Here is an 18,937-nt window from a genome sequence, read left to right on the forward strand (position 1 = left end):
CCTCCTCGACACCGGACGCGCCCCCGGGCCCCGCGGGCCTCGCGCCTCAGTAGGAGTAGTAGGTGGGCGCCGTCGTGCTGGTGAAGAAGTCGAGGTAGGTGGCCACGTAGTTGGTGCCGGTGGCACTGCCCGTCTGGCCCTGGAGGGGGCCCGTCTTGGTGCCGCCCACCGTCACCGTGGTGCCGTTGCTGGAGATGGCCACGTTGCAGCCGGTGACGTTGCCCGCGCCGTACAGCACCACGATGTCGGACTCGCGCACCACCGTCATGGTGGCCGGGTCGTAGTGGCGCACCCGGCACTGGATGTTGGCCGAGCCGCTCGGCGAACCCTTGTACGAGTAGCCCGTGACGACGCCCAGGTTGTTCGCCGCCAGCGAGATGGGCGGGTTGGTGTACGACGTGCCAATCACGATGCTGGACGCGGGATGGGCGCACGTCGCGGAGGCCGACCGCCGCAGGTAGATGTTGTAGTAGGGCGGCGACAGCGGCACGTTGAACTTGTCGATGCTGAAGGTGCACCCATTCGACGTGCCGGTAAGCAGCGTGCCCTCGTACGTCCCGACGGGCTCGGACCCGTCGGAAGGCTGCGAGGCCTCCTCCGGCCCTCCACAGGCGGACAGGGAGAGGGCGGCACAAAGCCAGACAGCGCGCTCGAGCAATTGCATGAGCGGAACTCCGGTTGCGGGGAGTTCCGGACTTTAGGCGAAACCCTGTTCAAAACCAAACAGGGCTGCTTCAGGCGTTGCCTATTCCTTCTCGATGTCGCGGTCCCAGAGCTGGACGCGGGTGTTGGCGTCCTGGAGGCGCCGCGTCAATTCGGCTGCAATCGCCACCGAGCGGTGTTTGCCGCCCGTGCACCCGAGCGCCACGGTGAGGTAGGCCTTCCCCTCCTTCTGGTAGCGGGGGAAGAGGAAGCGGCAGAGGTCCACCACCTTCTCGAGGAACTGCTGCGTCTCCTCGCGGTCCAGCACGTAGGCGGACACCTTGGGGACCTTGCCCGTCAGCCCCTTCAGCTCCGGGACGAAGTACGGGTTGGGCAAGAAGCGCACGTCCAGGACGAGGTCCGCCTGTGGCGGCACGCCGTACCGGTAGCCGAAGGACATGATGGACAGGCTGGGGCCCGCCGCCGGCTCCGGGCTGAAGCGCGCCTGCACCATGCGCTTCAGGTCATGGACGTTCAGCGCGGACGAGTCGATGACCTGGTCCGCCAGCTCGCGCAAGTCGCGCAGCTCCTCGCGCTCGGCCTTGATGCCCTCGGCGACGGTGCCGTTGGGGGCCAGCGGGTGGCGGCGGCGCGTCTCGCTGAAGCGGCGGATGAGGCTGTCATCGCTGGAGTCCAGGAAGAGCACCTCCACCTGGTGTCCGGCGCGACGCACCTCGGCCAGCATGCGGGGGGCGTCCTTGAGGAAGACGCCCTCGCGCACGTCTATCACCAGGGCCATGCGCTCGAAGTGGCCGCCGCCCGCCAGCTCCGTGAGCTTGGGCAACAGCAGCACCGGGAGGTTGTCGATGCAGAAGAAGCCCGCATCCTCCAGCGCCCGGATGGCCGTGGACTTTCCGGAGCCCGACATACCGGTGATGACGACAATCTGCTTAGAGGGGGCGGTCACTCGACCTCTTCTCCCAGGGTGCGGCGCATCGCCCCTTCGGCGATGGCACGGTTGAGCCGCTCGGCGAACTCCCGCGCGGAGTGGTGGCCCTGCAGCTTCAGCAACTGGTTGCGCGCGGCCACTTCGATGATGGTTGCCATGTTACGGCCCGGACGGACCGGCACCACGGACAGCGGGATGTCGACGCCGACAATCTGCAGGTGCCTGTCGTCCACTCCCAAACGGTCGTACTCCTGATGGGGGTCCCACTCCTGCAACTCGATGACGAGTTCAATCTTCTTCTGCTCGCGAACGGCGGCAACCCCGAACAGGTCCTTGATGTTGATGATGCCCAGGCCGCGAATCTCCATGTGGTGCTTGATGACGGGGTTGCCGGCGCCGTAGACGGCCCCCTTGCGGCGGGTGACGTCGACGATGTCGTCCGCCACCAGGCGGTGGGCGCGCATCACCAAATCGAGGGCAATCTCGCTCTTGCCGATGCCGCTCTTGCCGAGCAGGAGGATGCCCACGCCGAAGACGTCCATGAGCACGCCGTGGAGGCTGCTGGACTCGGTGAGGGCCTCGTCCAGGAAGGTCTGCACGCGCATGATGAAGTCGCTGGAGAGCAGCGGCGTCTTCATCAGGGCGAGGCCCGCCTTCTCGCACGCGGCGACGAGCGCGTCCGGAATCTCCAGCTCCTTGGTCACCACCACGCAGGCCAGGTCCTCCTCGCCGAAGAGCTTGGCGAGCGACTCGTGCTGCTTGTCCTCCGGCAGCGTGCGCAGGTAGGAAATCTCCGTGTTGCCGAAGACCTGGACGCGGCGGGGGTGGAGGTGCTCGGTGAAGCCCGCCAGGGCCAGGCCCGGCTTCTGGATGCGCGACGAGTCGACGGTGCGCGCCAGGCCGCCCGAGCCGGCGACCAGCGTCAGGCGCAGGTCGTAGTCGCGGTCCTCCAGCAGCTGGGAAATGCGGATGGATTTCATCGTCAGGACGTGGATATCACCGGAGCGCCCTTTTGAGGTGTCCGCTGACCGTGCCCCCTGCCCAGCCACCCGCTCCCACCTCCAGCGCTTCCTCCGAAGCCTCCCCTGGAGCCCCCTCGGACGCCCTCTCCGAGCGCCATCTCGGCCGGGTCCTGCTGGTGGGCCTGCTGGCCGTGGGCGCCGCCTTCCGGATTCATTGGGCCCTCAACGATGACGGGCTGTACTGGCCGGACGAGGTGTACCAGAGCCTGGAGCCGGCGCACCGGCTCGTCTACGGGTATGGCCTGGTGGCCTGGGAGTTCGTCGAGGGCGCGCGCAACTGGGTGCTCCCGGGGCTGGTGGCGGGAGTGCTGGGGCTCGCCCGGCTGCTCGGTGTGACGACGCCGGGCGCGTACCTGGACGTCATCAAGGGCTTCTTCGGCCTGGTGGGGGTGGCGACCGCCTGGGGGAGCTACCGGCTGGCGCGCTCCCAGGGCGCTTCGGAGCTGGCGGCGGCAGCGGGGGCGTCCCTGTTCGCGCTGGCGGCGGTGCCCGTGTACTTCGCGCCGCGGGCGCTGAGCGAGAACGCCTCCGCGCTGCCGGTGGTGCTGGGGCTGGCGCTGGCCCTGCCGAGGGCGAGCACGCGGCGGGCGGTGCTGGCCGGGGCGTGTCTGCTGGGGGTGGCGGTGCTGCTGCGCCTGCAGAACGGCCTCTTCTGCGTGGGGCTGCTGGGCGTCCTCGCGGCGCAGCGGCGGTGGCGCGCGGCGGGCGAGTCACTGGCGGTGCTCGCCGGGTGGGCCTTCGCCTATGGGCTTCTGGACTGGGTGACGTGGGGCCGCTGGTTCCACTCGGCGCTCGTGTACCTGGACTTCAACATCCTGCGCGACGGCGCGGCCGGCTGGGGCACGGCGCCCTTCAGCTACTACGGCCGCGTCCTCTTCCAGGGCATGCCGACGGTGACGCTGCTCACGGGCGCGCTGGTGCTGCTGGCCGCGCGCCGGGCGCCGGGGCTTACGGCCGTCGCGGCCGGCTTCTTCCTGCTGCACGCGCTCCAGCCGCACAAGGAGTTGCGCTTCCTGGTGCCCGTGCTGCCGCTGTTCGCCGCGCTGGCGGGCGTGGGGCTGGACACGGTGCTCACGGGGCTGGGCTCGCGGCTGGCGAGCATGGCGGCGCTGGGCGTGGTGGCGGTGGCCGCGGTGTCCGGCCTGCGCGCGGGGCGGCTGACGTTCGGCGACGTGGGGCAGTACGAGGACTCGCGGCCGAAGGCGAGCGCCTGGGACGACGCGGGGGACGTCAACCGGCTGCTGCTCGCGGCCAGCGGGCTGCGCGAGGTGTGCGGGCTGAAAATCGAGGCCACGCACCTGGCGTGGACGGGCGGCTACAGCTACTTCCACCAGGCGGTGCCGCTGTACCCGCACAACGGGCCGCCGCGGGGCTCGGGCCGCTACAGCCACGTCATCACCCCGGCCCAGCATGCCCCCGGCGAGGTGGTGGCCCGCTCCGGGCCGCTGGTGCTGGCGCGCCTGCGCGAGGGCTGTGTGCCGGACCCGGGCTACTCGTGGCGACTTCCGTGAGCCAACGGAAGCCCGTCGAGGCCATTCCCCCGGGGCCCGCGCGTTGCTAAGCCGCGAGTCATGTCCGACTGCCTCTTCTGCAAAATCCGAGACGGCCTCATTCCCGCCCGCGTGGTCTACCGCGACGAGGTGTGCCTGGCGTTCGAGGACATCAATCCCCAGGCCCCCACGCACGTGCTGTTCGTCCCCCTGAAGCACATCGCCACGGTGAACGACATCGCCCTGGAAGACCGTGAGACGGTGGGCCACCTCTTCACCGCCGCCGCCAAGGTGGCCCGTGAGCGGGGCCACGCCGACAACGGCTACCGGGTGGTGATGAACACCCAGCGCGACGCGGGGCAGACGGTGTTCCACATCCACCTGCACCTGCTGGCGGGCCGGCCCCTGCTGTGGCCGCCGGGCTGAGCGCTCCCGTGCGGCCGGGCTCCTGCCCCGCCGGGCAGCCGGGCGCGGCGGGTGCACCGCGCCCCGCAGGGCCTCGGACCGCGTGTTAGCGTTCGAGAGCCTTCAGGGTCCTTCCCGCCGCATGCCCTTCAGTCCCCAATCGCCGCCGAGCAACCGCCGCGCGTACACGCTGCTCTCCGTGCTGCTCGCGGGCGTGGCGGGCGCGGTGAATGCCACGGGCTTCGTGGCGCTCGGCATGCACACGTCCCACATGTCCGGGAACGTGGCCACGCTGGGCGAGTCGCTCGCCATGGGCAACTGGCGCGGGGCCGGGCTGGCGGGGCAGCTGCTGCTGTCCTTCCTGCTGGGGGCGGTGGCCGCGACGGCGCTGCTGGAGGCCTCGCGCCACCGCGCGCGCGGCCGGCACGCGGCGCCGCTGCTGGTCGAGGTGTCCCTGCTGGGCGGCATCGGTGTCTGGCTCTCGTCCGTGCCCGGCACGCGCGAGCCCACCCTCATGTGGGGCCTGGCCTTCGCCATGGGCCTGCAGAACGCGCTCGTCACCCGCGTGTCCGGCGCGGTGGTGCGCACCACGCACATGACGGGCGTCATCACCGACATCGGCATCCAGCTGGTGCAGCTGGTGACGTGGGTGCGCGAGGGCGCCCGGGGCCAGGGAGTACGGGGGCTCCTGCGCCAGCTGCGTGAGGTGCCCTCCGCCATCCAGTTCGAGCGCACCCGGCTGCACCTGGGCCTGGGGAGCGCCTTCCTCTTCGGCTGCACCAGCGGGCCGATGCTCTTCCTCCAGTACGGCCCGGCCACCCTGGCGCTGCCGTGCGCGGTGCTGCTGCTGGTGGTGGTGCTGGACCTGAGCACCGCCGCGAGCCCCCAGCCCGCGCCGCGCGCCTAGCGTCACTCCGGCTCGGGCTGGGACACGGAGGCCGGGCCCGTCGCGCCGGAGGACGGCTCCACGTCCATCACGCTCGGCGCGGCGACGGGCTTGCGCAGCACCCGCAGCACGCTGCTCAGCTCGTCCGTCCACGTGAAGTCCGGCTCGCCGCGCAGGCCCAGGCGGCGCACCCGCGCGTCGGCCTGGACGAAGGTGGGGCCCCAGGAGAACTCGCGGTCCGGGCTCAGCAGCATCCAGTTGCTGCGCAGCGCGGCGCCCTTCGTCTCGTGGAACACGAAGGTGGCCCGCAGGCCCAGCGCCCGCGCGTGCGCCAGCGTCAGGGGCAGCAGGTCTAGGTGCACGTTGCTGATGTGCAGCGCGAGCACGCCGTGCGGCGTCAGGTGCCGGACGTAGAGCGCCACCGCCTCCTGGGTGAGCAGGTGCACCGGGACGGAGTCCGAGGAGAAGGTGTCCAGCGCGAGCACGTCGAAGCGCTGGGGCTCGCCGCGCTCCAGCTCCTGCTCCAGGGAGATGCGCGCGTCGCCCTCCACCATCTCCACCGTCCCGGGGGTGTCAGCCAGGTAGGAGAAGAAGCCGCCCTCGCCCTGCGCCAGTGAGATGACCACCGGGTTGATTTCGTAGAAGCGCATGACGTCCTCCGCCTCGAGGAGCGCCGCGCTCGTGCCCACGCCCAGCCCCAGCATGCCCACGCGCAGGCCCGGGGGCAGGCCCACCGCCTCGCGCAGCCGGCGCTGCTCGGCGATGGCGAGGCCCAGGCCGGACTCGCGCGTGAAGTAGGTGGTCGGGATGGAGCGGCGCTCGGGGGCGACGAACTGCCAGCCGTGGGTGATGGAGCCGTGGCGCAGGCTGAAGAAGTGCGCCTCCGGGTCGTCCTGGTTCTGCTCCATCACCCGCACCACGCCGAAGAAGTTGCGCGCGCTGAAGAGGGCGCGGCCCATCTCCCGGGCCATGGTGTAGACGAGGTTGCCCGCGACGATGACCAGCATGGCGCCGCGCAACGTGCGCCGCAGCCGCAGGCTCCGCGTCTCCGCGGGGGGCTGGCTCGCCATGCCCGCGAGCGCCAGGAGGAAGCAGGCGACGAGCGACAGCGGGTACTCCCAGTAGGCGCGGAAGAGGACCGGGGCCACCACGCTGACGAAGAGGCCGCCAAGCACCCCGCCCGCGGAGACCCACAGGTAGAAGGCGCTCAGGTGACGCGGCGCGGGCCGCAGCCGGTACAGCTCGCCGTGACACACCATGCAGCCGGCGAAGAGGGCCGTCGCGTACGAGGCGAGCTGCACCGCGAGCGGTGCGTGCGGCCCGGCCGTCTGCACGTGCGCGATGCCCGCCCCCGAGCCGATGAGCAGCACCGTGCAGAGCGCGCGCGAGTAGAAGGACTCGCGCGCGAAGGCGAGGATGAAGGTGATGAGGTAGAGGGCCAGCGGCAGCACCCAGAGGAAGGGGCCGGCGGCCACGTCCTGGGAGAGCAGGTTCGTCGTCGCGAGCAGCAGCACCGACGCGCACGCGCTCAGCCCCAGCCACGCCAGCGTGCGGCGGGCGCCCGGGCGGGGCTCCTCGTGGCTCGCGCCGCCAGGGCTGCTCGCGGACGCCGGGGCGGCGGGGACGGCCCCGGGCGAGGCCGTCGGGTGAGCGGCCAGCGCGCCGCCCTCGTCCAGCCGGGCGGGTGCTTGCGCCGGTGCGGGGCTGGCACTTCCCTGGCCCACGTCCGCGCGGCGCAGCACGTCCACGGCGCACACCGCGCACGCCACGGCGAAGACGACGAAGCCCGCGCCCCAGCCCCACGCCTGCGTGCCGCGTCCCACCCACGGCTCCACCAGGAAGGGATAGCCGAGCAGCGCCAGCAGCGAGCCCACGTTGGACAGCGCATACAGCGGATAGGGCGAGCGGCCCGGCCGAGCGCGGGCGAACCACGACTGGAGGAGCGGCCCGGTGGTGCTCAGCACGAAGAAGGGCAGGCCGATGGTGGCCGCCAGCATCACCACCAGCCGCAGCACGGGCAGGTCCGTGCCCGAGGGGCGCCACCCGGGTCCCGGCGCCACCGGTGAGCCCTCCCACAAGGCCCGCGCGCCCAGCACCGCCACCGCCACCGTGAGCAGCCCCAGGTGCACCCACGCCTGCGTGCGCGGAGCCAGCCGCGACGCCACCCCGTGCGCGTACGCGTAGCCGCCCAGCAGCGCCGCCTGGAAGAAGAGCATGCACGCCGTCCACACGCCGGGCGTGCCGCCGTACCACGGCAGCGCGTAGCGCCCCGCGAGCGGCTGCACCCCGAACAACAGGAAGGCGCTGGTGAAGATGGCCAGGGCGTAGCGGAGCATGGGGGACCCCCAGGCTTTCCCGCCCTCAGGCCTCTTGTCAAAACCACGACTTCCCGGTTCGCCGGGCGGACTGCCGGCCCCCCGGCGGATTCCGTGCCCGGAGCCGCCCCTGGCGTCCCTAGCTTTGTCGAAAGCCAGGAGAGCGACGACATGAAGCAAGGCGCGAGGCGATGGCTGGTGGGACTGCTCGCGGGGGGTGCGCTCGCGGCGGCCGGGTGCGGAGGCGGCGAGGGAAACGAGAGGGACCGGGAGGGCCGCGCCTTCGAGACGCCCCAGCACCGGGAGGACCGGCCGAAGAAGCAGGACGCGGCCCGGCCGCTCGGCGTCTCGAACGAGCCTCCGGCCGCGCAGGACGAGGAGTACGTCTCCGGGCAGCTTCCCCGGGGAGCGCACCTGGGTGGCGGCACCGCGGGCCCCAGCCACCTGCGGCGGGGGGAGGCCGCGGGAGGCCTGCCCCGGAGTGTCGTGGCCGGGCTGGGGACCAGCCTGGCCGACGCCTACAAGGTCAGCGCGCCCGGCGGGGAGAGCGCCACCGGTGGCTCCGGCCAGGAGGGGGGCCCTGCCGCTGGGGAAGGCGCGGCGAAGGGCACGGGGGGCACGGGCTCCGCGGGCGGTGTCCCCCAAGGCGGACAGGAGGGCCGCGAGTAGGGCGCGTCAGCGCGAGGGCGCGCGGGGCGCGAAGAGGCGCGCTCCCGAGGGGGCCAGCGCCGTCTCCATGGGGAGGCCGTAGAGGGACTCCAGCGCGCCCTGCTCCAGCACCGTGTCCGCCGGCCCCTGCGTGAGCACCTTCCCGTCGCGCAGCAGCAGCACGTGGGTGGCGAAGGCGGCGGCGAGGTTCACGTCATGGAGCACCGCCACCGCGCCCAGCCCCGCGTCCACGCGCGCGCGCACCCGGGCGAGCGTCCCCACCTGGTGGGCCACGTCGAGGAAGGCGGTGGGCTCGTCCAGCAGCAGCAACTCCGGCGCCTGCACCAGGCCCCGGGCCAGCAGCAGCATGCGCCGCTCGCCGCCGGAGAGCGCCTCGCCGGGCCGGTCCGCGAGGTACGCGACGTCCAGCTCCTCCAGCACGGTGCGCGCCAGCGCCACGTCCTTCGCGGAGGGCAGGCCCCACAGGCCCAGGTGCGGGCCCCGGCCCATCAGCACCAGCTCCAGCCCGCTGAAGCCCTCGGCCGGCTCGAAGGTCTGCGGCACCCACGCCACCCTGCGCGCCAGCGCGCGGGGCTCCCACTCCGCGCGCTCCCGGCCGAGCAGCCGCACCTCGCCGCGCACCCAGGGCACCACCCCGAGCACCGCGCGCAGCAGCGTGCTCTTCCCCGTGCCGTTGGGCCCGAGCACCGCCCACAGCTCGCCGGGGCGCACCTCGCAGTCCACGCCGTGCAGCACGGGGCGTGGGCCGTAGCCCGCCTGCAGCCCCCGGGTGACGAGCAGCGACGTCACGGGACTACTCCAGGCTCTTGCGCAGGAAGAGGAGGTCGCGCCTCATGACCCGCACCTTGTCCAGCGTCTCCGGGTCGTTGACGTCGCCTGCGGCCTCCACCTCGTTGCTGATGCTCGGGTGGCGCGTACACCAGAGCCCCAGCGGGACGCACGAGTACTGCTTCTTGAGCCGGTTGAAGAGCGCGTTCGTTTCGCGCCACTCGCGCTGCAGCTCCGTGGTCTGACGGCCACTTCCCCGGATGATGACGGGACGCGGCGCCTTCTTCGGAGGCGGCGCCTTCTTCACCTGCTCGGCGGCCTTCGGCGGGGCCGGCAGCGGCGCGAGCATGTCCACGTCCTCCGCGGCCACGGCCGCGGGCGCCTCCGGGGTCGGCACGGTGCCTGGCGCCTCGGCGGCCTGCTTCGCGGCAGCGGGGTCCTCGGCGGCCTGCTTCGCGGCGACGGGGGCTTCGACGGCCTCCTCGCCGTCCTTCGCGGCGGCGGGCGCCTCGATGGGAGCGGTCTCCGTGCCGACGGCCGCTTCGACGCGAGCCGCCTCGGCGGGGGCGGCGGCCAGTACCACGGGGGCTTCCGCCGGAGCCTTCGCGACGCCCCCGGCGCCGGCCTCGGCCGCGTCGGCGCGCGCGGTGGGGGCGCTGGGGGTCTTGCTGGCGGACGCCTTGCGCTCCGGCGCCACGACGGGCTGCGGAGACGGAGGCCCGTCCCCGGGCAACGCCCCCAGCCCCATGGACACGCGGAGCGCGGGACTGAGCGCGAGCATCAGGATGGCGCCGGCCAGCAGGACGACCACCAGCCCCACCGCAATCAACCCATTCCCCTTGCGCGCGGGGCGCTCGGGCACCGACGTGCGGCGGGTGTTCTCACCCGGGTGGCGCGCGGTGACGGCCTCGGAGCCCGGGCGGACGGGAATGGGCGTGCGGCGCGTCTCCTCGTGCGACGTGAGGGACACGCGGACGTCGTCGTCCTCCTCGTCGTCCACCCGCGACGGCGCGGGCGCGGGCGCGGAGCGGACGGCCGGAGTCGAGCCCGTGCGGCGGACGGCGCCCTGGGCGGGAATCGCCACGGAGGAGGCACGCGCGCGGCGCGGAGAGGCGCGCGGACGGTTCGGCCCGGACTTCTCCTCCGCCCCCGGGTCGGCGCCCTCCACGTCGCGCAGGAGCGCCTCGTCCAGCACTACGCGAGGCTGCGTGTCGTCGTGGCGCTGCTGCTGGACGCGCGGGTCCGTGTCGGCGTCGCGCGCGACGCGGGGCTGCGTGTCCTCATGCCGCTCGGTGCGCGAGGGACGGGGGATGCGCGGGTGCGTGTCCCCATCACCGGGCCGGGGCGCGTCCTCGGCGTGGCCCATCTCCTCGGGCGTGAGGACGGGCATCTCCGACTCGCCCGCGCGTCCCTCGCCGTCCACGGACGCGGCGAGCCCGGCGTCATCGTCCTCGGCGACTCCGGGCACCACGTCCAGCTCGGCGGTGGGGGCGACAGAGGGCGAGCCCCTGGACGGTGTGGCGCCCGTGGGCGGCGGCACCACCATGGGCATCGCCGTGAGGGACGCGGTGCGCGGCGGCGGAGGCGGCGCGGTCACCAGCGTCACCGCGGGCATCATCACCACCCCCGTGCGCGGGGGCGCGGCCACGGGTGCGGGGGACGGCGCCATGGGCGCGCCCGGACGCATGGGGGCCACTGACGGAGGCGGAGGCGGAGGCCCGGCGCTCACCTGCGGACGCGGGGGTGGCTCGGCGGCGGCCGCCGGAGGAGGCGGCGGAGGCGTGGCGCCCATCGCCGGACGAGCGGGCGCCCCCGCGGGAGGGGGCGCCGAAGCGACGGCCGCGGGCGCACCGGGGCGCGGGGCCTGCGCGGGGGCCATGGGAGCCGGCACCGGAGCAGCCGCGGGCGCACCGGGGCGGAGAGCCTGCGCGGACGCCCCGGGAGCCGGCACCGGAGCGGCGGCCGCGGGCACACCGGGGCGGGGGCCCACCGCCTGCGCCTGAGCGGGCGCGATTGGCGGGCGGGGAGCCGGAACCGGCGCGCCCACCGAGGGGAGCGCGGAGACCACGGGCGGCATGCCGGTGCGCGACGGCGGCGGCGGGGGCGGCACCGAGAAGGAGAGCGGCTCGGCGCGGGGGTCGGTCGACTCCGCGGTGGCGGCGGGTGCCTCGGCCGCATCGTCCCAGGGCATCTCCGGAGACGCGCGGGAGCCAACGCTGGGCAGCGCCAGCTCGGTGGGGCGGAGGTCGTGCGGCAGGGGCCGCGGCGCGGGCACGGGCGGAAGCGCCTCGGGCGGCAGCACCGCCATGGGGACTTCGCGCGTCAGCGTGGCCGGGCGGGCGGCGGGGGGAGCGGCGGGCACGGGGGCGACGGCGGTGGGCTCGGCGGCGCCCTGGCGCTCGAAGGCCTCCGGCTGCACCTCCACCGAGGACGAGGACGCCGACTCCGGCGACTCCTGGCGCGCGGCGCGGGCGCGGGCCTCCTCCTCCAGCGCCTCCAGCGGGAAGGCGGGCCGGGTGGACTCGTCCACCATGACGCCGGGACGCGTCTCGCCGTCCGTCACCGGGCCGCTGCCGTCGCGGCTGCGCGGGGTGGGCTGGAAGGACAGCGGCTGCACCGGCCCGTCCAGGCGGATGGTCTTCGGCGGCAGCAGGGCCTGCATCGCCGGGCGCGACGCCGCGCCGCCCTCCTCCGGCCACGCCTCGCCGGGGGCCACGCGCGGCACCTCCTTGAGGGTCGCCAGCAGCCGGCGCTCGGACTGGAAGTCCGCGGCGAACAGCTCGCGCATGAAGCGGCTGACGCTCTCCGGGCCGGCGCTCGCGTCGATTTCCATCAGGCAGGTCTGCAGCCGCCCGCGGAACTCCTCCGCCGTCTGGAAGCGCTGCGACGGGTCCACCGCCAGCGCCTTGGCCACCAGCGCCGTCACCGCGCGCGGGGTGAGCGGCTCCACCTCGTCCAGCGGCGGAATCTTCGGCTGCGCCACCACCGTCATCAGCTCGCCGGGGTGCACGCCGTCGAAGGGGTTCTTCCCGCAGATGAGCTCGTAGAGGCACAGCCCCACCGCGTACAGGTCGCTGCGGCGGTCCACCGGCTGGTGCCGCGCCTGCTCCGGCGACATGTAGAGGAACTTGCCCAGGATGATGCTCGGGTTCGTCTTCGCCGCCGACAGCCGGCTCTTGGCCAGGCCGAAGTCGATGACCTTCACCTCCCCCTCGTAGGAGATGAGGATGTTCTGCGGCGAGATGTCCCGGTGGACGAGCTTCAGGTCCTCCCCGTCGTCGTCCTTCTTGCGGTGCGCGTAGGCGAGCGCGTCCAGCACCCGGCCCATGGTGTAGAGGATGAACGTGAGCGGCAGCGGCACCTGCCTGTCCCGCACCCGCGCGCCCACCTTGCGCAGGTCCTTGCCGTCCACGTGCTCGAGGGCCATGTAGGCCTCGCCCTCGTGCAGCCCCATGTCCAGTACCTGGGCGATGGAGCCGTGGCTGAGCCGCACCAGCGTGCGTGCCTCGCCCACGAAGCGCTCGACGAACTCCTGGTCCTCCGCGAGCTGGGGGAGGATCTTCTTGATGACGCAGAGCTTCTCGAAGCCCTGCGCGCCCTCCAGCCTCGCGAGATAGATTTCCCCCATGCCGCCCGTCGCCAGGTGCGACAGCAGCGTGTACCGGCCAAAGGGCTGGGGCCGGAAGGGTCTCAGCCGGGCGGGTTGGGTCGAGGCGTTCATGCGGTGTGGGGAGGCACCACTTGGGCGGGGACCGCATTGAACCCCGGTCTGGCCCGTTCCATCAACCCGTCAACCGGACGCGGGGGGTTTTCAGCGCAGGCCGGGGTTGGTGAGCTGGCCTACATCCTCTTCAATCACCTCGAAGGCGGCCATCCTGTCCTTGGGAGGGCGAAGCAGCCTCTCTCCCAGGGGTTGCACGTCGAAGCGGGCGCCGACGGAGGCCAGAACCTTTCCGGTAATCAGGACCTGCCCGGGGCTGCCGGTAGCAGCCAGCCAGCCGGCCACTCCCACCCCCTCCCCCACCACCGTGTAGTCCGAGCGCACCTCGTTGCCGATCATCCCCACCAGCGCGCGGGTGGTGTGCAGGGCGATGCGCAGCTCGCAGCGCTCGTCCTGGGGGCGGCGGAACATGGCCCGCTCCCAGTCGGCGCGCACCGCGAGGGCGGCGCGCACGGCGCGCACCGAGTCCTCGCCCTTGGCGTACGGCACGCCGAAGAGGGCGCGCATGGAGTCGCCCTGGAAGCCCTCCACGGTGGCCTCGAAGCTGAAGACGATGCCACTCATGCGCGAGTGGAAGTCGTTGAGCATCTGCGTGGCCCGCTGCGCGCCCAGCTTCGTAGCCACGGTGGCGAAGCCCACCAGCTCCACGTGCAGCAAGGTGACGTTGCGCTCCTCCAGGCCGGGGAGCCGGCCGCCCTGGCGCTGGGCCTCGGCGGCGCGGCGCTCGGCGATGTCCGGCGGGTGGAAGCGCTCCAGCGTCCGCTTCAGCCGCTCCGACGCGGGCGAGCCGTCGCGCGGGCCGAACTTCTGCACGCCGGTGGCGACCAGGTGCGCCACCGCGGTGCACGCGTCCAGCATCACCTCCACGCTGGTGTCGCCCTTGGCGGCGGTGTTGACGTAGAGGACGCCGGCGTAGGGCGGCTCGGAGCCGACGGGGATGCACAGCACCCGGTCCACGCCGTAGAGCATGACGCTCTCGCGGCCGGCGAAGCGGCGGTCGTCGCGCACGTCGTCCACCGCGAGCGCGCGGCCCTGGCGCAGCGCCTCCTCGACGATGGCGTCCGACACGGGCACCTCGCCCTTGGCCAGCTTGCCCCGGTGGCGCACGGCCGCGGGGACGAGGGCGCCCGAGGAGTGCTTGAGCAGCACCACGGCGGTGGTGGCGCCGGTACGCTCCAGCAGCCGGTCCATGGTGGTGTCGAGGAAGGTGGACAGCGTGGTGGCGGTGGCCAGCGCCTCCGCGGTGCGGAACAGCAGCACCAGTGTCTCCTGCCCCACGCGCGGGCTGGCGGTGGCAGGCAGTGGCGACGACGCGGAGAAGGTGTCGTCGAAGGGCAGCGAGCCCACGTTGTCGAGGAGGCGCAGGACGTCCGCGTCCTTCACATTCTTGGCGAGGAGGACGCCGGGGCCCACGTCCTGCCCGTGGCCGAAGCGCACCACCCCGCCCGCGCCCAGGTCCACCATCTCCGTGGCCGCGCTCTCCACCGTGTTGGGCTGGCGGACGGAGAGCGTGTTCTCCCCCAGCGCCACCGTGTCGCCGGGGATGAGGGGACGCGAGCCCTGCAGCGGCGCGCCGTTGACCCGGCTGCCGTTGCGGCTGCCCAGGTCCTCGATGCGCAGCATGTCACCCTCGACGTACAGCCGAGCGTGACGGCGCGACACGAGGTCGCCGCCCAGGACGATGTCGTTCTCGTCCGCGCGGCCGAGGCTCGTCACGCCCTCGGGCAGATCGTAGGACGTATCGAAGTAGCCGGGCCCGTTGATGATGATCTGCCACATCGAATGCCCGACATTACACGACTCTCCCGACTCTTGAGAGAAGGAGGTGAATACCGGGCCCACCCAGGGGTGGACCCGGACTCCTGGCGAGGAACTCCGCGCCGCGTCATGACTGGCAGTGTGGGCCCTGGGAGAGGGGGCCCCCCACGTCATCGCGGCCGGTGGATGAAGACGGCCTCGCCCACCCTCACGGCCGGAAAGGTGGTGAGCGGGCGGGTGGCGGGCCCGGTGAGGACGCGGCCGTCCTGGCCGAAGCGCGAGCCATGGCAGGGGCACTCCAGCAGCCCCTCCGAGGGCTTCCAGCCGACGGCGCAGTCCCCGTGGGTGCAGATGCGCCAGAGCGCCGCGTAGCAACCAGGCGAGGTGTGCACCACCACCACGTCCAGCAGCGCCTGGGGGACGCGCACCTCGGCGGCCCCGCCCGGCTCGCGGAGCGCGGGGAAGTCCGCGAGCTTCACCTCCACCCAGCCCTCCCCGGCGGTGCCCGGCGTGGGCGCCTCCGGGCAGGCTCCGCCCTCCGGGACGTCCGGTGCCGGAGCGTCGAGCACCACCGCCTCGCGCCACTCGCCGCCGCACCCGGCCCCGGCGGCGGCCAGGGCACAGGTGCAACGCAGCAGGGTGCGCAGCGCGGAGCGGCGGTCCACCTCCTCTATAGGGGGAGGAGGCGGAGCGCGGCTCACGGCGAGGTCCCCTGGAGGGGCTCGCCATTCACGACGGCGACGGCGTCCAGGTCGAAGCCTCCGGCCGTGTCGCCGTAGCCGTTGGCGCCGCTGTCGGTGATGCGCACGTAGCGGGCGCGGCGAAGGCCGACGGTGAACAGGTCGAACCCGTCACCGCCCGCCACGGCTGGGTCCGTGGCACTGACGCCGTTGGCGGGGTTGGCCTGCACGGGGTGGACACCGGCACAACCCGGGTAGCGCGCGGCGGCGTCCCGGAAGGCGCAGGGGAAGGCCTTGAACGTGACGCCGTCGTCGCTCACCTCCACCACGCCCGTCTCCGCGTAGGAGCCTCCGCCTGGGGTGGCGAAGGCGTTCTCGAAGACGAGCAGGTCCACGCCGGGCCCGTCGATGACGGCCACGTCGGTGAAGCGCAGGGTGATGTGGCCCGCGCGGCCCAGCGAGAGCACGTCGAGCGAGCCGTTGTCCGGGCCCACGCCGGCGGGAGGCCCGAGCACCACCGCGGGGAAGCGGTCCTGTCCGAAGCCGGCACCGTCGCCGGGCACGTACTCGACGACCTCGTCGGCGTATGGGTCCGCCGGGCGGACTCCGGCGTCGGAGCCCGCGTCGGTGCCGCTGTCCGGCAGGCCCGCGTCCGGCGTGGCGGTGCCGTCCCCGTCACCGCAGGCGGCGAGGACCAGGAGCGCGGCGAGCACCGCGCCCCCGCGGCATGACATGGAAATGCGCGAGCTCACGGCGCCTGCTGGATGCGCACGAGGCGGCGGCCGTTCTTGTCCTTCAGCCCCACGAGCAGGTCAGGGCCGAGCGACGACAGCAGGTTCACGGAGGTGCACTGGTCCGCGTAGACGAGCACCGGCACGGCGGAGCTGATGGCGACGTCGTTGCTGATGCCGATGTTGAGCGCGTAGCGCGACACGTTCGTGGAGACGAACTCGAAGCTCGTGTTGAAGTCGCCGCGGTTGAGGGCCACGCCGTCACCGAAGGCGGCCACTCCGCTGAAGTTGCTGCCCACGTCGAACTTCGGCTGCGCGCCCAGGTCCACCGGCGTGCCCGAGGAGATGGCCTGCGCCATCTTCGACGGTGCCACCGCGTGCACCTGATTCACATAGTCCGGGGTCGCCGCATAACCCAGCACGGTGATGCCGTTGTTCGCCACGGCGGTGTAGCCGCTCGCGCCCGCGTTCGCCGGCAGGGTGGCCACCTTCGTCGCGGTGAAGGGCTTCGCGGAGGTCACCAGGGCGTAGACGCCCAGGCCGTCCGAGGCCGAGCCCACCCCGCCGCCATTGACCAGCAGCGCGGTGGTGTCGTCGGAGGAGAAGGTCGCGGCGGTGTAGTTCTTCGGCGCGGAGACGTACGTCGAGTCGCCGGGCGTGGCGACGTCGTAGGCGACGATGGAGCCCGGAGCCCCCGACGCCGCGGTGGTGTAGCCGGCGAACAGCCGCTTGCCGTCATGGGCGAGGAAGTCGTTGGGGTACACGTCGACGGCGGCCGCGCGGTCCGCGGTGGTGACCACGTCGTAGAGCTTCGTGGCGGAGGGCTGGAGGTCGGGCCACGTGCCCAGCGCGTACAATGCGGTGTCCTTGCCGGTGGCGCCGCGCACCGCATAGAGCGTGTACGTGGGACCGGGCGTGGACGTCACGGCGTCCACGTCGTCCGGAAGCGCGGGGGCCTCGGCCACCAGGAAGCCCGCCTGGAGCTGCAGCGTGCCCAGCTTCGCGTCGTAGGTGGCCGTGTCACACGGGTCCGTGCCGGCATCGGTGCCGGCATCCGTCCCGGCGTCCACCGCGGGCTGCTCCTCGTCGATGGGCTCGGTGTCGCACTGCTCGTCGTTGCAGACCCAGCGCTCGCCCGCGGGGGGCTGGCCGTTGTCGGCGCGGCAGTCGTAGGCGTCCACGCACTCGGGGCGGCAGCCGGAGGCAGTCAGGGCCAGGGCGAGCGTGGCCACGGCGAGCGCCGCGTTCATCGTCCAGGGTGCGGCGCGCTTCAGGTCGGCGGTCTTCATCGGTGTCCTGCTTCCTCTCCGCCCCCACGGGCGGGTTGGGCCTCGAGGGCGAGGAGCGGGACGAAGGCCTGCCTCCGATGCGCATGCACACGGGAGCGGAGGCCTCCGTCGCCTCCCCTCGGAGGCTTCGGTGATGTCCGTGCATGGGGCACGGGCCTTCGGCAGGTCTTCGGACTCGCAGGCGCGGGAGCCCTCACGGGCGCCCACCTACTGGCCGTCGCTTCCCAGCCCGTCAGGGCCAGTGCTTCTCGACGGCGTTCGTTCCTGCTCACCGCTGCGGGGCAGTCCCGGATTCACACCGGGTTCCCTTGAGCCGCCGTTGCATCACGGCGGCACCGAGGACGGGCGGGAAGTACGGCGGGTGGCGGGCGTTGTCAATGCTCGGACAGGGCACTCCCGTCCGGTGCCGCACCCTCAGACCTGCCCCAGCCGGGCCCTGCGACGCAGCAAGGCAAGGAAGAGCGGACCTCCGAGGAGCGCGGTGACGACGCCCACGGGAGGCTCCGCGCCGAAGAGGGGGAAGGCCAGCCGCGCCAGCAGGTCCGCGAGCATGAGGAAGACGGCGCCCCCCAGCGCGGACAGCGGCACCAGGAGCCGCTGGTCCGGACCGAAGGCGAGCCGGAGCAGGTGCGGGACGATGAGGCCCACGAAGCCGATGAGGCCGGTGAGGGCCACGGCGCCGGCCACGCTGGCGCTGGAGGCCAGCAGCAGCCAGCGGCGGGTGGCCCGCACGGGCACACCGAGCGTGGCCGCGTCGTCGTCTCCGAGTGACAGGAGGTTGAGCCGCGCGGACAGGGCCCACATGACGCCGATGGCGCCCGCCTGGAGGAGCGCGGACAGGGCCAGCGTGGCGCCGCGCTCGTAGCCGAGGGCGCCGGCGAGCCAGTAGAGGATTTCGCCGAGCCGGTCCGGGGCGGACAGCGTCTTCACGAGGGTGATGGCGGCGGAGGCGAAGGCGTTGAAGACGACGCCGGTGAGGAGCGCGGCATGGGGCGCGCTGCCAGCGGGGCCGCGGCTGGCGGAGAGGACGAAGAGGATGGAGGCGCCCGCGCCGAGGAAGGAGAAGAGCGCGGGGGCGGACAGGCGCGACAGCGCGCCGCCCAGGCCGGGGGCCACCTCGCCCACGGTGGCCAGGCCCACGGCGAGCGCCACCGTGGCGCCGAGCGCGGCACCGCCGGAGACACCGAGCACGAAGGGGTCGGCCAGCGGATTGCGCAGCAGGCCCTGGAGCGTGGTGCCCGACACGGCGAGCCCCGCGCCCACGACGGCGCCGAGCAGCGCGCGCGGCAGGCGCAGGGACCAGAAGATGACCGCGTCGGTGGAGGTCGGGTCCGTCAGCGCGGCGGTGAGGGAGATGGGCTGCTCGCCGAAGCGCACGGCCACGGCGAAGGCGACGCAGGCCAGCGCGAGGAAGGCACCGAAGAGTCCCAGGACTCGCGAGGCCCGGAAGCCTGGGGCGCGCGCTTCGCTCATGAGGTGCACCCCTTCCCGCTCCGGGCGGGAGTGGGACACGGATGGCCCTCACGGCGTGGGGTGCGCGCTTCGCTCACGAGGTGCACCCTGCCCCACTCCGGGCGGCAGCGCGGATGACCTCGCTGGGTGGGATGCGTGC

General features: G+C 73.3%; 15 protein-coding genes and 1 riboswitch. Of the genes, 4 read left to right on the plus strand and 11 right to left on the minus strand.

Going from position 1 to position 18,937, the window contains the following annotated elements; translation table 11 throughout:
• Window positions 1-46: 46 nt before the first annotated feature.
• The 3 genes from ACX9TP_RS42110 to hprK form a co-directional block, all read right to left on the minus strand.
• Entirely contained in the window at window positions 47-664 is a 618-nt protein-coding gene (locus ACX9TP_RS42110) for a hypothetical protein (RefSeq protein ID WP_482976329.1), read from the minus strand.
• 81 nt (window positions 665-745) lie between these two features.
• A complete protein-coding gene (gene rapZ / locus ACX9TP_RS42115; protein ID WP_482982308.1) occupies window positions 746-1,570 on the minus strand; it encodes an RNase adapter RapZ in 825 nt (274 codons plus the stop codon).
• 35 nt (window positions 1,571-1,605) lie between these two features.
• The gene (gene hprK / locus ACX9TP_RS42120) at window positions 1,606-2,571 is read right to left on the minus strand and encodes an HPr(Ser) kinase/phosphatase (RefSeq protein WP_482976330.1); all 966 of its coding nucleotides are present in this window, start codon (window positions 2,569-2,571) and stop codon (window positions 1,606-1,608) included.
• Between the two features lie 50 nt (window positions 2,572-2,621).
• Here hprK and ACX9TP_RS42125 point away from each other — a divergent pair, with 50 nt between their 5' ends.
• From ACX9TP_RS42125 to ACX9TP_RS42135, 3 genes are all read left to right on the plus strand, one after another.
• Window positions 2,622-4,124, plus strand: coding sequence for a glycosyltransferase family protein (locus ACX9TP_RS42125; RefSeq protein WP_482976331.1), 1,503 nt, complete (start codon window positions 2,622-2,624; stop codon window positions 4,122-4,124).
• Window positions 4,125-4,184: 60 nt separating this feature from the next.
• The gene (locus ACX9TP_RS42130) at window positions 4,185-4,529 is read left to right on the plus strand and encodes a histidine triad nucleotide-binding protein (protein ID WP_482976332.1); all 345 of its coding nucleotides are present in this window, start codon (window positions 4,185-4,187) and stop codon (window positions 4,527-4,529) included.
• Window positions 4,530-4,650: 121 nt separating this feature from the next.
• The gene (locus tag ACX9TP_RS42135; RefSeq protein WP_482976333.1) at window positions 4,651-5,415 is read left to right on the plus strand and encodes a YoaK family protein; all 765 of its coding nucleotides are present in this window, start codon (window positions 4,651-4,653) and stop codon (window positions 5,413-5,415) included.
• Between the two features lie 2 nt (window positions 5,416-5,417).
• Here ACX9TP_RS42135 and ACX9TP_RS42140 read toward each other — a convergent pair whose 3' ends face one another.
• Complete coding sequence (locus ACX9TP_RS42140; RefSeq protein WP_482976334.1) at window positions 5,418-7,730, minus strand: ferrichrome ABC transporter permease; 2,313 nt, start codon at window positions 7,728-7,730, stop codon at window positions 5,418-5,420.
• Window positions 7,731-7,880: 150 nt separating this feature from the next.
• Here ACX9TP_RS42140 and ACX9TP_RS42145 point away from each other — a divergent pair, with 150 nt between their 5' ends.
• Window positions 7,881-8,378 (plus strand): hypothetical protein, encoded by a 498-nt coding sequence (locus ACX9TP_RS42145; protein WP_482976335.1) that lies wholly within the window; start codon window positions 7,881-7,883, stop codon window positions 8,376-8,378.
• 6 nt (window positions 8,379-8,384) lie between these two features.
• Here the strand turns inward: ACX9TP_RS42145 and ACX9TP_RS42150 are convergent, their stop codons facing one another.
• The 7 genes from ACX9TP_RS42150 to ACX9TP_RS42180 all read right to left on the minus strand — a co-directional run bounded on the left by ACX9TP_RS42150 (window position 8,385) and on the right by ACX9TP_RS42180 (window position 18,798).
• Window positions 8,385-9,167, minus strand: a complete 783-nt coding sequence (locus ACX9TP_RS42150; protein ID WP_482976336.1) for an ABC transporter ATP-binding protein — start codon at window positions 9,165-9,167, stop codon at window positions 8,385-8,387.
• 4 nt (window positions 9,168-9,171) lie between these two features.
• The gene (locus tag ACX9TP_RS42155; protein ID WP_482976337.1) at window positions 9,172-12,867 is read right to left on the minus strand and encodes a serine/threonine-protein kinase; all 3,696 of its coding nucleotides are present in this window, start codon (window positions 12,865-12,867) and stop codon (window positions 9,172-9,174) included.
• Window positions 12,868-12,957: 90 nt separating this feature from the next.
• A complete protein-coding gene (locus ACX9TP_RS42160) occupies window positions 12,958-14,646 on the minus strand; it encodes an FHA domain-containing protein (protein ID WP_482976338.1) in 1,689 nt (562 codons plus the stop codon).
• 149 nt (window positions 14,647-14,795) lie between these two features.
• Window positions 14,796-15,290 carry a QcrA and Rieske domain-containing protein gene (locus ACX9TP_RS42165; RefSeq protein WP_482976339.1) on the minus strand — a complete coding sequence of 165 codons (495 nt, stop codon included), beginning with the start codon at window positions 15,288-15,290 and terminating at the stop codon, window positions 14,796-14,798.
• A gap of 32 nt (window positions 15,291-15,322) precedes the next feature.
• Window positions 15,323-16,039, minus strand: coding sequence for a cell surface protein (locus ACX9TP_RS42170; RefSeq protein WP_482976340.1), 717 nt, complete (start codon window positions 16,037-16,039; stop codon window positions 15,323-15,325).
• A 14-nt stretch (window positions 16,040-16,053) separates the two neighbouring features.
• The gene (locus tag ACX9TP_RS42175; protein ID WP_482976341.1) at window positions 16,054-17,325 is read right to left on the minus strand and encodes a hypothetical protein; all 1,272 of its coding nucleotides are present in this window, start codon (window positions 17,323-17,325) and stop codon (window positions 16,054-16,056) included.
• A 143-nt stretch (window positions 17,326-17,468) separates the two neighbouring features.
• Window positions 17,469-17,680: riboswitch (cobalamin riboswitch) on the minus strand.
• A gap of 59 nt (window positions 17,681-17,739) precedes the next feature.
• Window positions 17,740-18,798: a FecCD family ABC transporter permease gene (locus ACX9TP_RS42180; protein WP_482976342.1), complete on the minus strand. Its 1,059-nt coding sequence runs from the start codon at window positions 18,796-18,798 to the stop codon at window positions 17,740-17,742.
• Window positions 18,799-18,937: the final 139 nt, after the last annotated feature.

It is taken from the genome of Pyxidicoccus sp. M15 (genome assembly GCF_056858435.1).

Excerpts from the sequence above, each read along its gene's own strand:
- ACX9TP_RS42145 (WP_482976335.1), top strand. The coding sequence starts at position 7,881 with ATGAAGCAAGGCGCGAGGCGATGGCTGGTGGGACTGCTCGCGGGGGGT.
- ACX9TP_RS42110 (WP_482976329.1), bottom strand. The coding sequence starts at position 664 with ATGCAATTGCTCGAGCGCGCTGTCTGGCTTTGTGCCGCCCTCTCCCTG.
- ACX9TP_RS42160 (WP_482976338.1), bottom strand. The coding sequence starts at position 14,646 with ATGTGGCAGATCATCATCAACGGGCCCGGCTACTTCGATACGTCCTAC.
- ACX9TP_RS42170 (WP_482976340.1), bottom strand. The coding sequence starts at position 16,039 with ATGTCATGCCGCGGGGGCGCGGTGCTCGCCGCGCTCCTGGTCCTCGCC.
- ACX9TP_RS42135 (WP_482976333.1), top strand. The coding sequence starts at position 4,651 with ATGCCCTTCAGTCCCCAATCGCCGCCGAGCAACCGCCGCGCGTACACG.
- ACX9TP_RS42140 (WP_482976334.1), bottom strand. The coding sequence starts at position 7,730 with ATGCTCCGCTACGCCCTGGCCATCTTCACCAGCGCCTTCCTGTTGTTC.
- ACX9TP_RS42175 (WP_482976341.1), bottom strand. The coding sequence starts at position 17,325 with ATGAAGACCGCCGACCTGAAGCGCGCCGCACCCTGGACGATGAACGCG.
- ACX9TP_RS42130 (WP_482976332.1), top strand. The coding sequence starts at position 4,185 with ATGTCCGACTGCCTCTTCTGCAAAATCCGAGACGGCCTCATTCCCGCC.
- ACX9TP_RS42155 (WP_482976337.1), bottom strand. The coding sequence starts at position 12,867 with ATGAACGCCTCGACCCAACCCGCCCGGCTGAGACCCTTCCGGCCCCAG.
- ACX9TP_RS42180 (WP_482976342.1), bottom strand. The coding sequence starts at position 18,798 with ATGAGCGAAGCGCGCGCCCCAGGCTTCCGGGCCTCGCGAGTCCTGGGA.
- rapZ (WP_482982308.1), bottom strand. The coding sequence starts at position 1,570 with ATGTCGGGCTCCGGAAAGTCCACGGCCATCCGGGCGCTGGAGGATGCG.
- hprK (WP_482976330.1), bottom strand. The coding sequence starts at position 2,571 with ATGAAATCCATCCGCATTTCCCAGCTGCTGGAGGACCGCGACTACGAC.